Source organism: Paraburkholderia sp. BR14374, assembly GCF_040948685.1.
In the GTDB taxonomy this organism is placed as follows: Bacteria; Pseudomonadota; Gammaproteobacteria; order Burkholderiales; family Burkholderiaceae; genus Paraburkholderia; species Paraburkholderia youngii.
Map to the genome: position 1 here is coordinate 195,011 of NZ_JBFPKF010000004.1, position 13,160 is coordinate 208,170.

Annotated in this window: 10 protein-coding genes and 5 pseudogenes; 11 read left to right on the top strand and 4 right to left on the bottom strand. The window is 61.8% G+C overall.

The window, feature by feature from the left end; all coding sequences use genetic code 11:
* Positions 1–461 precede the first annotated feature (461 nt).
* From AB3X86_RS11095 to AB3X86_RS11105, 3 genes and pseudogenes are all read right to left on the bottom strand, one after another.
* Positions 462–896, bottom strand: coding sequence for a PaaI family thioesterase (locus tag AB3X86_RS11095; protein ID WP_368596005.1), 435 nt, complete (start codon positions 894–896; stop codon positions 462–464).
* A 104-nt stretch (positions 897–1,000) separates the two neighbouring features.
* Complete coding sequence (locus AB3X86_RS11100) at positions 1,001–1,348, bottom strand: cupin domain-containing protein (RefSeq protein ID WP_368596006.1); 348 nt, start codon at positions 1,346–1,348, stop codon at positions 1,001–1,003.
* A gap of 413 nt (positions 1,349–1,761) precedes the next feature.
* A pseudogene (locus AB3X86_RS11105) lies at positions 1,762–2,033 on the bottom strand (transposase); the annotation flags it as partial.
* A 493-nt stretch (positions 2,034–2,526) separates the two neighbouring features.
* On the opposite strand from AB3X86_RS11105, the gene AB3X86_RS11110 reads away from it, so the two are divergent.
* The 8 genes and pseudogenes from AB3X86_RS11110 to AB3X86_RS11145 all read left to right on the top strand — a co-directional run.
* A complete protein-coding gene (locus AB3X86_RS11110) occupies positions 2,527–3,180 on the top strand; it encodes a hydrolase (protein ID WP_368596309.1) in 654 nt (217 codons plus the stop codon).
* An 81-nt stretch (positions 3,181–3,261) separates the two neighbouring features.
* Positions 3,262–3,552: a DUF1427 family protein gene (locus tag AB3X86_RS11115; protein WP_368596007.1), complete on the top strand. Its 291-nt coding sequence runs from the start codon at positions 3,262–3,264 to the stop codon at positions 3,550–3,552.
* A complete protein-coding gene (locus tag AB3X86_RS11120; protein WP_368596008.1) occupies positions 3,549–5,441 on the top strand; it encodes an amidohydrolase in 1,893 nt (630 codons plus the stop codon). Before AB3X86_RS11115 ends, AB3X86_RS11120 begins: the two co-directional genes overlap by 4 nt.
* A 1-nt stretch (position 5,442) precedes the next feature.
* A pseudogene (locus AB3X86_RS11125) lies at positions 5,443–5,892 on the top strand (DoxX family protein).
* A gap of 23 nt (positions 5,893–5,915) precedes the next feature.
* The gene (locus AB3X86_RS11130; RefSeq protein ID WP_368596009.1) at positions 5,916–6,833 is read left to right on the top strand and encodes a glyoxalase; all 918 of its coding nucleotides are present in this window, start codon (positions 5,916–5,918) and stop codon (positions 6,831–6,833) included.
* Positions 6,834–6,938: 105 nt separating this feature from the next.
* Positions 6,939–7,283: pseudogene (locus AB3X86_RS11135) on the top strand (DUF1275 family protein); the annotation flags it as partial.
* 88 nt (positions 7,284–7,371) lie between these two features.
* Positions 7,372–7,530: pseudogene (locus tag AB3X86_RS11140) on the top strand (DUF1275 domain-containing protein); the annotation flags it as partial.
* Between the two features lie 123 nt (positions 7,531–7,653).
* Positions 7,654–8,546, top strand: a pseudogene (locus AB3X86_RS11145) (TolC family protein); the annotation flags it as partial.
* Between the two features lie 41 nt (positions 8,547–8,587).
* On the opposite strand, the gene AB3X86_RS11150 reads toward AB3X86_RS11145, so the two are convergent.
* Positions 8,588–9,919, bottom strand: coding sequence for a PLP-dependent aminotransferase family protein (locus tag AB3X86_RS11150; protein WP_368596010.1), 1,332 nt, complete (start codon positions 9,917–9,919; stop codon positions 8,588–8,590).
* 86 nt (positions 9,920–10,005) lie between these two features.
* Between AB3X86_RS11150 and AB3X86_RS11155 the strand changes: the two genes are divergently transcribed.
* The 3 genes from AB3X86_RS11155 to AB3X86_RS11165 all read left to right on the top strand — a co-directional run bounded on the left by AB3X86_RS11155 (position 10,006) and on the right by AB3X86_RS11165 (position 12,821).
* Positions 10,006–10,602, top strand: coding sequence for a DJ-1/PfpI family protein (locus AB3X86_RS11155; protein ID WP_368596011.1), 597 nt, complete (start codon positions 10,006–10,008; stop codon positions 10,600–10,602).
* Positions 10,603–11,091: 489 nt separating this feature from the next.
* Entirely contained in the window at positions 11,092–11,910 is an 819-nt protein-coding gene (locus AB3X86_RS11160) for an enoyl-CoA hydratase/isomerase family protein (protein WP_368596012.1), read from the top strand.
* A gap of 17 nt (positions 11,911–11,927) precedes the next feature.
* A complete protein-coding gene (locus AB3X86_RS11165) occupies positions 11,928–12,821 on the top strand; it encodes an alpha/beta hydrolase (RefSeq protein WP_368596013.1) in 894 nt (297 codons plus the stop codon).
* The last annotated feature ends 339 nt before the right edge of the window (positions 12,822–13,160 follow it).

The window sequence follows — 13,160 nt, forward strand, 5'->3', positions numbered from 1 at the left end:
TGGATACATTTAGGCTTGCGTCAGCTGTGCCTATTCCGCGACACGGTTCGTATTCAGCACTGCACCTGTGCGAGGCCTCGTGCAAGCGACCAGCTCGCGACCACGCAGAGACTCGCGCGTTATTGGCCGACCGAGTACGACTGGCGCAAGGTCTAGATGGCGTTACTTGCGCCGCCAGCACTGCTCGGCAGGGCCATCATCGACGCCGGCAGTCGGTTGCTGACGTCACCTGTGCTTTGCGCTGCGGCAATGCACTCGTCGAAGAGACTGCTCCATGTCTCGAAGTTCGCGGCGATGCGCTCCGGATCGCCGCGCTGTGATCCTCAATTCCGAGACTCAGGTTTCCTGGCAAACAGCCTCGAGCCCGCGACGGGCGGTAGTCTTCATTTCATTCCCTCAGCCAAGAAAAACGACTAGTCATCTACTGCCGTAGACAGGCACATCACCTGACCTTCGCCGCTCTAGCCTCTCTTCAAAAAGCAAGTTGCCGTCGCCGTCGCCAGAAGTTTCCCCTCGCGGGATTTCAACGTGCCTTCCGAGGTTGCGAGGTTCCGCGAGACGTGGACAATCCGGCCTTCCGCCATGACGTCCTGATCGCGCGGCACTGGTCGCAGCATTTTCACTTGCAGGTCTATCGTGCCGTAACCAACGCCGGCCTCCAACGCCGATTGCACGGCGCAACCCGTCACGGAGTCGAGCACGGTTGCCGCGAAGCCGCCGTGCACGCCACCCATTGGATTCAGATGCTGGACACCAGCGCGCGCCGTCATCTTCACATACCCCATGTCGACCTCTGCAAACGACATCGGAATCGTCTTGGCCATCGAAGACTGCGGCAAGCGGCCGGACGCGGCGGCGCGCAGCAATTCAAGACCGCTCATTTCCAGCGGATTCATCCTTTCCTCTCATGTCCTATTCAAACGAGCACCGATCCGACAATGACTTGCTGCTTAGGTGCGCGGCGGGCAGCAGTCTTTTGAGATCTTGCGAACACTCGAGACTAAAGAAGGACGTAGACCTTACGCACCGTTTCCTGGATGTCCCAGATGCCGACGGTGTTGGGTGAGAGGAACACGGTGTCACCGGTTTCGATCGCGATCGGATGGCCGTCGTCCGGTGTAAAAGTGGCGCGCCCGGCCAGGATGTGCATCACCTCGCCCTCGGTAATCTGTCGGCGGAAGCGTCCAGGCGTGCACTCCCAGACACCCGTGTCGATCGCCTCCCTTCCGGGAATGACCTTCTTGATGCCTCGAAGCTCGCAGGGGGGATCGCTCAACGGAATGCCGACGGAGCCCCAGGATTCGAGTTCCGGCGTGTTCGTTGTCTTCTTGATGTGTTGGATGGTCATGTAGCCTTAGCAAACAGTTGAACAAGGGGATTTGGTGCCTTCATCCTGCCGCGTGTTGCCCACCGGCACGGCTTCTGTGGAGTCCCTCAATCGTCAGGAGGACCAGTGTGGAAACGCATTCGAAGGTCACAATCGCAATACGCATGACGTCGCGTTTCATGTTGGTGAGAGTAGTGAAAAGATGCTATGCGCAAACACCACTACAATCAAATAATTGTCATGGATACATTTCCGAGTGCCCAACTCGACCTCGTTACATGACCCGTCAGCGGAAGGCAGCCATCTTCGTCCGGCAGATGTTGCAGTCGCGGTCACGTCCACCTGCTGGTGAACACCGCGGCGCTCCAGAGTGACGTACCTATTTGCGTGGGCGACCCAAGATTTGAACGACCGAAAAACTTCAACAGCGGACCTTAATGCTCGGAGTGCTTGGGACTGCTTGCCAAGCTTCCATGCCCGACCGCGGCGACGTTGTGATTGCGGGGGCGAATGAGCTCATGCACCCACCCTTCACATAAGATCACCGAACGGGCCCAGTGGATCAGCAGCACCCGCAGAAATCGCCACGCTTGCTGCTGCCGAGCAGGTTTTGCTTTCCGCCGCTGGAGTGCTGCCGTGGGACGAGGCGGAGCTACGCAGCGAGTTGCCGTCCGTTGCGAACGTGCTTGGCATCACCAATCGTTGCACGAGCGCGCGAGCCTTTCTACGAACGGTCGCTGCAGTCATCGGTGGATGTCGCGCGTATACGTTTGGATAATGGTTTTCCGTGGGGCTGAGCGTCTAGACTTCACGGGCCGCCCAAAAGGGGCAACCCTACAACGAGGTGTATCAATTCCTAACTGCGTCGCTGTATTAATTTACAACTGCGCGCGACAGGGACGCCTCCCTGCCGCGTCGGGACCGAGAGGCCGTAGGAACGACGGGCCCTTGCTTTCTCGAGCTCTCTGGTCGACGAACTGCTTACACGCTCGGTTGCCGCGAATATAGACGACTACGTTTGAGCAACGTTCGAGGCATTGCTATGGAGTGCGAACCAGGGTTTTCAGCAATCCAGCAGGCCGCGCTGATGAACGTACCTTCCCAAAGGAAAACTGACGATGACTAATCCAACGAACGAAGCATTGATCGAGGACACCCCCTTCTTTCCAGTAACAACCGGCAATTCAAAGGAGGCAATGATGCCCACAGCCAAAGCCCAACCAGGCAAGACACTGCTCGACCCCAGTAACCACACGCTGATCATGATTGATCACCAGTCGCAGATGTCGTTCGCCACCAGATCGATCGACGCCGTCTCGCTGCGCAACAACGCAGCGCTCGTGTCGAAGGCGGCGAAGGAGTTCAACGTTTCGGTGATTCTCACGACGGTCGCCGAGAAGACCTTCTCGGGCCCGATGTTCGAGGAGATCCGCTCGGTGTTCCCCGAAGCGGACGTGGTTGACCGCACCACCATGAACACATGGGAAGACGCGCGCATTGCCGAGCGCGTCAACGCCAACGGGAAGAGCAAGATCGTCCTCGCCGGACTGTGGACATCGGTTTGCATCGTCGGACCGGCGCTCTCGGCACTCGAACAGGGGTTCGAAGTGTATGTGATCGCCGATGCCTGCGGCGACGTCTCCGACGAAGCGCACGATTGCGCCATGGAGCGGATGATCCAGCTGGGCGCGCGCCCGATGACGTCGCTGCAATACCTGCTCGAACTGCAGCGCGACTGGGCGCGCAGCGAAACATATAACCAGACGGTGGCGACGTCGATCCAGCACGGTGGCGGTTACGGTCTCGGCCTGATCTATGCGAAGACCATGTTCGGCGGCAGCGAGGGTCACTGACCTCACGTAAAAGTGGCAAGGCTCGCGCGTTCGCGCGCCAGCCGCTGTTTTCATAATCGACGATGCGAGCAAGGTGAGTTGATGAGAGTGTATCTGTTGTCACTGGGGGCCGGCATATTGGTTGGTGTCATCTACAGCCTGATGCATTTGCGTTCGCCAGCGCCGCCGCTCGTCGCGCTCGTCGGCCTGCTCGGTATCCTGGGCGGCGAGCAGATCATTCCCGTAAGCAAGCATCTTCTTTTCTGCTCGCGGCTTCCGACGGCTCTGAACGAGTCACGCGGAGCAGCGCACGTGCCCGGCATGCTGCCGAGCCGGCATACCGTCGAACAGGCCAGCCGCGAAAAAGCCAATAGCAAGGAAATACGCTCATGACAGCATCTGCAACAGCCCCTGACCTCATCCTGCACAACGGCCGCTTCACGACGCTGAACCGGGCGAACCCGACCGCGAGCGCGGTCGCCATCAAGGACGGGGAAATCATTGCCGTTGGGGACAATGCCGACGTCATATCGTTGACCGGTTCGGCGACGAAAGTGATTGACCTAAAGGGACGTTCCGTTCTTCCAGGGCTCATCGACAACCATACACACGTCGTGCGTGGCGGCTTGAACTTCAACATGGAACTGCGGTGGGACGGCGTGCGCTCGCTTGCCGATGCGATGAACATGCTGAAGCGCCAGGTTGCCGTTACGCCGCCACCACAATGGGTCCGCGTGGTCGGTGGCTTCACCGAGCAGCAGTTTGTCGAGAAGCGGCTTCCCACGATCGCGGAACTGAATGCCGTTGCACCGGATACGCCGGTGTTCATCCTGCATCTTTACGACCGGGCGTTACTGAACGGCGCGGCGCTGCGCGTGATCGGCTATACGAAAGACACGCCCGAGCCGCCCGGCGGACAGATCATGCGCGACGGCGACGGCAACCCGACGGGACTGCTTCTCGCGAAACCGAATGCGTCGATCCTGTACGCGACGCTGGCGAAGGGGCCGAAGCTGCCGTTCGACTATCAGCTCAATTCGACGCGCCATTTCATGCGCGAGCTGAACCGGCTCGGCGTGACGAGTGTCATCGACGCAGGCGGCGGCTTCCAGAACTACCCGGAGGACTACGAGGTCATCCAGAAGCTGGCCGACGACGGACAGATGACGGTGCGTCTCGCGTACAACCTCTTCACGCAGAAGCCGAAGGTAGAGAAGCAGGACTTCCTGAATTGGACGAAGACATCGAAGTACAAGCAGGGCGACGACTACTTCCGCCACAACGGCGCAGGCGAGATGCTGGTGTACTCCGCTGCGGACTTCGAGGACTTTCTCGAGCCGCGCCCGAACATGCCGCCGCAGATGGAAAATGAACTGGAAGAGGTCGTGCGCGTGCTCGCCGAAAACCGCTGGCCATGGCGCATGCACGCAACCTATGACGAGACCATCAGCCGCGCACTGGATGTCTTCGAGAAGGTCAACCGCGACATTCCGCTTGACGGCATCCACTGGTTCTTCGATCACGCCGAGACGATCTCCGAGCGTTCGATGGACCGTATCGCGGCGCTCGGCGGAGGCGTAGCGGTTCAACACAGAATGGCCTATCAGGGGGAGTATTTCGTCGAACGTTACGGCGCGGCGGCAGCCGAGGCGACGCCGCCTATCGCGCGCATGCTCGAGAAGGGCGTGCGAACGTCGGCGGGCACGGACGCGACGCGTGTCGCATCGTACAACCCTTGGGTGTCGCTTGCGTGGCTCGTGACGGGCAAGACGGTCGGCGGCCTGCGCCTCTATCCGCAGCGCAATCGCCTTGACCGCGATACGGCGCTGCGGATGTGGACCGAGAAGGGCACATGGTTTTCCAACGAAGAAGGCAAGAAAGGCCAGATCGCGGTGGGTCAGCTCGCGGACCTGATCGTTCCCGACCGCGACTTCTTCACCTGCCCCGAGGACGAGATCGCGGGTATGGTCTCGCATCTGACGATTGTCGGCGGCCGCATCGTGTTCGGCGCCGAAGCGTTCGCTCATCTCGACGACAGCGCGCCGCCTCCGGCGATGCCCGACTGGTCGCCCGTGCGTCGCTTCGGGGGCTTCGCTGCATGGAAGGATTCGAAGGGCGAGGGCGAGGCTTCGTTGCAGCAGATGGCGGCGACGTCGTGCGGCTGCTCGAATGGTTGCGCCGTGCATGGACACGACCATGCGCGCGCCTGGTCCAACTACGCGCCGGCGTCAGACCTGCGCTCGTTCTGGGGCGCGCTCGGCTGCGCCTGCTGGGCGGTCTGACATGAGCACGCGCGCACAAGAGAATCCGCACTGGATCGCCGCGATGCTCGCGCAGCGCCGGCTGTTGCTGGCGGTGGTGCGCGCGGCGCTCGTGTCCGCGTATGTGATTGGAGGCGTTGCCAAGCTCGCGAACTTTCATGTCGCTGTGCTTTAGCAGGAGCATTTCGGGCTGCATCCGGGATGGCTGTGGGCGGCGCTCGCAATCGTCGTGGAGCTCGGCGGCTCGGCCTGCGTGATCGCGAACCGCTTCGTGTGGCTGGGCGCGGGTGCCCTGGCCGCATTGACGGCTGTTGCGATGTTCGTCGCGAATGACTTCCGGGACTTAGCGGGCGACGCGCACTTTTTCGCGTTGAACGCCTTCTTCGAGCATCTCGGATTCATCGCTGCGCTCGTCATGGCGACATGCCTTGTCGGCATCAAACATTCCTCCGTCCATGCCGGAGTTCCGTAAAAACTCAAAGGATTTTCAACATCATGCGTAACCTCCGTTCCGTGGTAGCGACAGCGCTTGCCGTCATCTGTCTCGCTGCATCGCCAGTCGCGCCGGCCACACCGCCAAAACTTCCACGGCCAACTGCGGAACCCCAGCTCGCTGTGGGGCCGCAATACGACACCACACATGTCTATGTTGCTCCGGAAGACTTCGATAAGTTCACCGATAGCCTTGTTGCAACCTTCGGCGGCCACAAGTCACAGCAGGGCGTTTTTCAGGTGACGCCCACATCGAGCCAGACGATGTCGCAACTCGTCTTCACACCTGTCGGGACGTTGTCGGTGTTCGGCTACAAGACGCCTGTGCCGCATCCGTTCGGTAGCGAGCGCACCGGATATCTTGTGACCAATATCGACGCCGCCGTCAAATCGGCCAAGAGGCACCACGCTGACGTCATTGTGGCGACGTTCCCCGATCCGATCGGCCGCGACGCGATCATCACCTGGCCTGGCGGCGTCAGCATGCAGTTGTACTGGCACAACCAGGCGCCGACCTATGATCCGCTTCAGACAGTGCCGGAGAACCGGGTTTACGTGTCGCCGGAGCGCGCCAATTTACTGATTCGCAACTTCGTGGCTTTTTCGCATGGCACAGTTGTTTCAGATGATCACAACGCGCCTGGCGTCGAAATTGGCCGGGCGGGCGATACGTACCGGCGTGTGCGGATCGAGTCGGGTTTCGGCAAGGTGACCGTGCTAGCGACGGACGGCCACTTGCCCTATCCGTTCGGCCGCGAGATGGCGGGATATGAAGTGACGAATCTCAGCGACACGCTGCAAAAGGCGAAGGCGGCAGGGGTGACGGTGCTGATCCCGCCGTTCACTTCCGATAAGCGTGAAGCCGCAGTCGTGCAGTTCCCCGGTGGTTACATCGCCGAGATACATGCAGCGGCGCAGTAAGCGCGGCGTGCTGCGTGCGGCTGCTTGCCGGCCCCCACGCGCATGCCTGACGAGCGCGCCCATGCAGTCCGCTTTGATGAACATCCCTGGGACGGGAGACGATCGATGAAATCTGAAGACAGCGTGCTCGCCGCCATCGCAGGCTATGTGGATACGCTCAGCTTTGTCGCGCTTTTCGGGCTGTTCACCGCACACGTCACGGGCAACTTCGTGCTGATCGGCGCCGAGGCGGCAGGCTTCGGCCAGGGCGTGTTCATGAAGCTGATGGCATTCCCCTCATTCGTTGCGGGCGTAGTCGTCAGCAGCGTGCTCGTGAAGAGCGTCGAACCCGCGACGCCCAACCGCGCGGCGTGTCTTCTCTATGCACTCCAGGCGGCGCTCATGCTGGCCTTTTGCATCGCGGGTGTCGGCGTCTCGCCCGTCGTGCATGCGGACAGCATGCCCGTCATTGTCTGCGGGATGGTCGGCGCGGCAGCAATGGGCGTGCAGAATGCGCACGGCCGGCTTGTCGCGCGTCCCGGTTGTGCCCAACACCGTGATGACGGGCAGCGTGACGCAGGCCGTGCTCGATGCGATCGACATTCTGTCGCCGCAGGTGTCAGCCGACGCACGAGCGGGGGCGCGAATGCGTCTCGGCAAGATGCTGCCGACCATTCTCGTATTCGCTGCGGGAGCCATCGCAGGCGCGCTCGCATATCGGCATGTCGGGTTCTGGGCACTATTGCTGCCGTTCGTCGCGCTCATTTGGCTCGCGTTCCACGCACGCGGCGGACAGATGGATATGGCGGCTCCCAAAGCCGCTTCCACGACTGCGACGGACGCGGCAACGCAGCGTACGCTTGCCTCGGCGCAGGAGCAGTTGCGCGCGGAGATCGGCTCATCGACGCTGCCATCGATCGATGGCACGGCGCAGGTCCAGCGCGCCCGCTCACCGGTCGCGCCCCAGCTCGGTCTGCCCGAGCAGGTGCAATACAACTTCTTTGCCGGGCAGCTGCAGGCGCATTACACGTTCGACCTGTTCGGCCAAACGCGCTATGCGAATTCCGCGAGCGCGGCCCGTGTGGATGTGCACGCGTTCGAGCTGGAAGCGTCGCGCCGTGCGCTCGCCGCGAACATCGTGGCGGCCACGATCAATGTGGCGGCCCTCGACCGGGAGATCGCGCTCACCGAGCGGCTAGTCGCCGTGTCGAACGATGCGGCGAACGAAGACCGCAGCGCGACGCGCTCGGCGCGGTCGCGCGAGCCCAGGCGTTCGAGTCGAAACAGGACGCGGCTTCCATCGCGGCGACGTTGCCCGCGCTGCGTCAGCAACGCGCGACTGCGGTTCATGCACTCGCGGTGCTGATCGGCCGGACACCGGACAATGCGCCGAGCGTGCCGGATCTGGACAGCCTGTCGCTGCCCGAGCACGTGCCCGTCGCCGTGCCTTCTGACCTGTTGCGCTCGCGCCCGGATATCCAGGCAGCGGACGCCGCCGTCAAGGCCGCAGCCGCCGACGTGGGCGAGGCAACGGCGCAACTCTTCCCGAGCCTGTCGCCGACGGGCGCGATGGGTCGCGGCGGCTTCAGCTGGCCGGCAGTGGTTTCGGGTGCGGGCGGGCTGTGGGCCATCGGGGCCAGCCTCTCGCAGCCCATCTTCCGTGGCGGCGCGCTGTTCGCGCAGCGCCGCGCGTCGATCGACGCGTACGACGCCGCCGTGCTGCACTACGAGGCCAGACAATACTGCTGGACAGACTGCGCCCCTGCGACTGCCTGTCAGTAGGTCTGTTCTGCAATAATCCGGGCCACGGTCTCCAGCGATCGTCGCAGCGTGGGCAGATCGACGGACCCAATCGCCAGTCGAATCGCATGAGGCACCTGAGTCGATGTGGCGAACGGCAGGGCAGTCGACACCGAAATGCGTTCGCGCATCAACGCCATCGCAATCGCGTCGGCGCGAACTTCCTGTGTCAGAGGAATCCAGATGAAGTACGAGGCGGGATGGCTGATCGTCGTGAGCTTGCCGAGAGCTTCGGTGGCGAGACTTTGCCGCATCGTGGCGTCCCGCCGCTTCTCGTCTTCGAGCCGTGCCACCGTGCCGTCGTCTATCCAGTTGCAGGCGATCGCCGTCATGGTTGCCGGGGTATTCCACGTCGTTGTCCGGATCGCCCGTTCAAACTTTGGAATCCATTCGCGTGGTGCGCAGACGAAACCGACGCGCAGACCCGTCGCGACACTCTTCGACAAGCTTGAGACATAGACCGTCGTTTCCGGAGCAATCGATGCTAACGGCGGCGGAGCGTCTTCAGCGAGGTACGCGTAGGCCGCGTCCTCGATAAGGATCAGTCCATGCTGTCGGGCGATCCTGACAAGCTCGCGGCGACGGCTAGCGCTCATGACCCAGCCAAGCGGGTTGTGCAGCGTAGGCATCGCGTAGACGGCGCGTACGCGTCGTCGTTTGCACAGGGCCGTCAATGCGTCCAGATCGGGACCACGCCCAGCGGCTGGAATCGGCGCGAGTTCCAGTCGACTGGCCTCGGCGGCGAGCTTGAATCCCGGGTAAGTTAGCGCGTCCACGGCAACCAGGTCGCCGGGTTCGAGTAGCGCCATGGCAGACGTCGTCAGTCCGTGCTGTGCCCCGCTCACGAGCAACGTGGTTCCGGCCGTTGCTGCCAGACCCCGGCTGGCCAGGTGGCGTGCCGCCGTCGCGCGCTCGTGCTCGCGCCCACCGTGCGGCTGATATCGAAGCAGCGACTCCAGGTCGCCGGCCGCCGCGAGCTGGCGCAGCGCTGCCCGGAGGAGGTCTGTCTGACCCGGCGCAGAGGGGTAGTTGAAGCTCAGGTCGATTGTTACGGAGCTCCATGCGTGCAAGTCAACGCCTTCACCACGAGGGAGAGGCTCCTTGACGAAGGTGCCACGGCCGGTTTCGCCGCTCACCAGACCCATCGTCTGTAGCTCCGCATAGACACGCGTCGCCGTGACGAGTGCCAGGCCCTCACGAGCAGCCAGCTCGCGGTGCGTAGGCAGACGCGTCCCGGGACGCAGGCGACCGTCGCGGATGTCAGCCGCCAGGCGGTCAACCACTTGCTTGTAGCGGGCCTCAGGCATGGCTCAATGTATCCATGACAATGATTTGATTGTATCGATTATCGACCCTACCATGGTGCCAAACAACGTCTCTACGCGAGGACGCCATGCACATCGCCATTCTGACTTTCGAAGGCTTCAACGAACTCGACTCGCTGATCGCGCTGAACATCCTCAACCGGGTCAAGAAGCCGGGCTGGCGGGTTGCGATCGCCAGCCCGACTGCGAAAGTGCGGTCGATGAATGGCGTGGTGCTGGAGGCGCAAGCGACGCTAAAGGACGTATGCGAGGCCGACGCGGTGCTGGTCGGCAGCGGAATACAGACACACGCGGTTGCCGCGGACGCCGCGCTGATGTCGCAGTTGCGGCTCGATCCGGCGCGCCAGCTTGTGGGCGCGCAATGCTCGGGCACGCTGATACTCGCGAAGCTGGGCCTGCTGGATGGCGTTCCGGCCTGTACGGACCTGACCACCAAACCGTGGGTCGAAGAGGCGGGCGTGGCGGTGGTCAATAGGCCGTTTGCGGCGAAGGGAAACGTCGCGACGGCAGGCGGGTGCCTGTCGTCGCAGTATCTGGCAGCGTGGGTGATCGCGCGTCTGGCGGGCGTCGAGGCTGCGCGCGCCGCGATGCAGCATGTCTCCCCAGTGGGGGAGAACGAGACCTACGTGACGCGCGCGATGGCCAATATCGCGCCATTCGTCTGACACAAAAGAGCGGCGCCTCGCGTACGTCCCTCAAGACTGGCATTCCTTGAGTTGAATCCGTGACTCATCCCAAACAAACCAGCCAAAACCGACAGGCTCGATCCGCCGTGGTGGAACTTGCCCTCGCGCATGGCGCTCATCGCGGGCCTAGTCGTCAGCGTAACGCTGGTTGCGCGCTATGTCGGGTCCAAAACGAGCGGTGTGATTGCGTCGTTCCCATTCATGGCGATCATGCTTGCGATCTTCTCTCACCGCATGATCGACCATAGTGCAGCACAGCAGGTGTTGCGCGGCATGTGGCGGCACTTCAGGGGTTTGCGACGTTTTTCTATGCCGACTCCAGGCGATGGAGATCTTGTTGGCGGCGATAGCTACTCAGCAGATCGGGAGAGGCATAGATTCTCTCGGTGCGGCCTGTGTCACATGGCGTCAGCGCCTCGGGCGTCCTGCACCAAATTCAATTGCTAGCCGGTCATTAGGAAGCCATCCATGATGCTTGATACGCTCAAAGTGAAGCGCGAGGGCGCGGTTCTGTTCATCGAAATCGACGCGCCGCCCATGAATCTGCTCGGGCCCGCGCTCGTGCGTGATCTGATTACCGTGATCCGAAATGCAGAAGCCGACGACCGTACCAAGGTCCTTGTATTCCGCAGTGTCGATCCCGACTACTTCATCTCTCACGTCGACGTGACCAAGGTGAAGGAGTACCGCGAGGAAGCCGCGAAACTGACCGGCGAGCCGTCGATCGCTCTGCTGTTTCGCCACCTGAGTGCAAGTCGTCTTGTCTCCATCGCGCAGATCGAAGGGCGTGTGCGCGGTGCCGGCAGCGAATTTGTGCTGGCGTGCGACATGCGCTACGCAGCACGGGAAACGGCAGTATTCAGCCAGATGGAGGCAGCGTTCGGATTGCTTCCCGGCGGCGGCGCGGCGCAGTTCCTCACCCGCCTGATGGGCAGAGGTAGGGCACTGGAAGTCATGCTGAGCGCGTCGGATTACGACGCCGATATCGCGGAGCGGTACGGCTGGATCAACCGGGCGCTTCCCGCCACGCAGCTCGATGCGTACGTCGCGTCGCTTGCACGTCGCATTGCATGCTTTCCTGCGGCTGGACACGCCGTCGTTAAGGCGCGCGTGAATGCGATTGCACTCGCTCCGGTCGACGACTTCCGGCGGGACTCCGAGCTCTTTGGTGAAAACGTGCAGAAAGAAACAGCGCAACGCCGCATGGCAGGCGCCATGGCGCGCGGCTTCCAAACTCGGGAAGCAGAACTTGACCTCGCCCGACTGCTTGGCGAAATCGGCGAATGACGACCAGGAGTGTACAGATGATTGAGAAGCGGGACGTAAAATTCTTCGTTGAGGGTGGCGTCGAACTGTCGGCATGGTTGTTCGTGCCGGAGCGACAGAACGGCCCTATGCCGGCCATCACCATGGCGCATGGCTTCGCGGGGACTCGATACCATGGCATCGAACCGTTTGCCGAAGCGTTTGCAGAGGCTGGCTTTGTCGTACTGCTGCACGACCACCGCAGCTTCGGAGACAGTGGAGGCTTGCCGCGGCAAGACATTAACCCTTGGCAGCAAATTGACGATTGGCGTCGAGCGATCTCCTATTTGCAAACGCAGCCGGAAGTAGATGCGAATCGAATCGGCATCTGGGGTACCAGCTTTGCCGGCGGGCATGCCATTGTCCTCGGTGCAACGGACCGACGCCTGAAAGCTGTGGTGTCGCAAGCGCCCACCGTTGACGGCCATGCAAGCGGGCTGCGGCGCGTGCCGGCGGAAGCTGTTGCTGACATCGAGGCGAGGTTCGTGGCCGACGATCGGGCACAACTCGCTGGCGAGGCACCGGCAATGCAGCAGATCGTGAGCAGCGATCCGGCCAAGCCGGCGGCTTATCGAGCCGCGGACGCCGTGAGCTTTTACCTTCAGGCATTGCCCGAAGGCGTTTGGGAAAATCGGCTCTCACTGCGCTCGACACGCTGGGCACGCATGTACTCGCCAGGTGTGTTCATTGATCGCGTGTCGCCGACGCCGCTACTGATGCTGGTAGCTGAGCACGACCATATCGCCCCGACCGATCTGGCGCTCAAGGCATACGAGCAAGCACTGGAACCAAAACGGATAGTCATGCTCAAGGGCGGCCACTTCGATCCATACCTGGCGGAACTGCCGACCTCGTCCCGAGAGGCGCTCGACTGGTTCAAGCTGCATCTTTGACGAGAAATTTTTTCTCGTGCTGACTTTTGTGCACGTATCTCAAATGGCCGGTGGTGCATTGAGACGAGCATCGCGCCTGACTGTGTCCTGAATCATTCCCTCGCGGTCGCGCTCGACATTCCACCAGACTGACTCTTTCATCGTGAGTTCGGGGCGTGGCGAAGATCGACATCGCAATGTCCATATAGTCGATCACGATTGGAAGTCGGTATGCGTGACGTCCAGCGTGTAATCATGGCGGCGATACCGAAATTGATACTAGTATGGAATGTTTGAATGGCACTATAGCTAGCAATCGCTGGCGGAAATATTGCGCACAGAGCACGTCATATTTCTTCG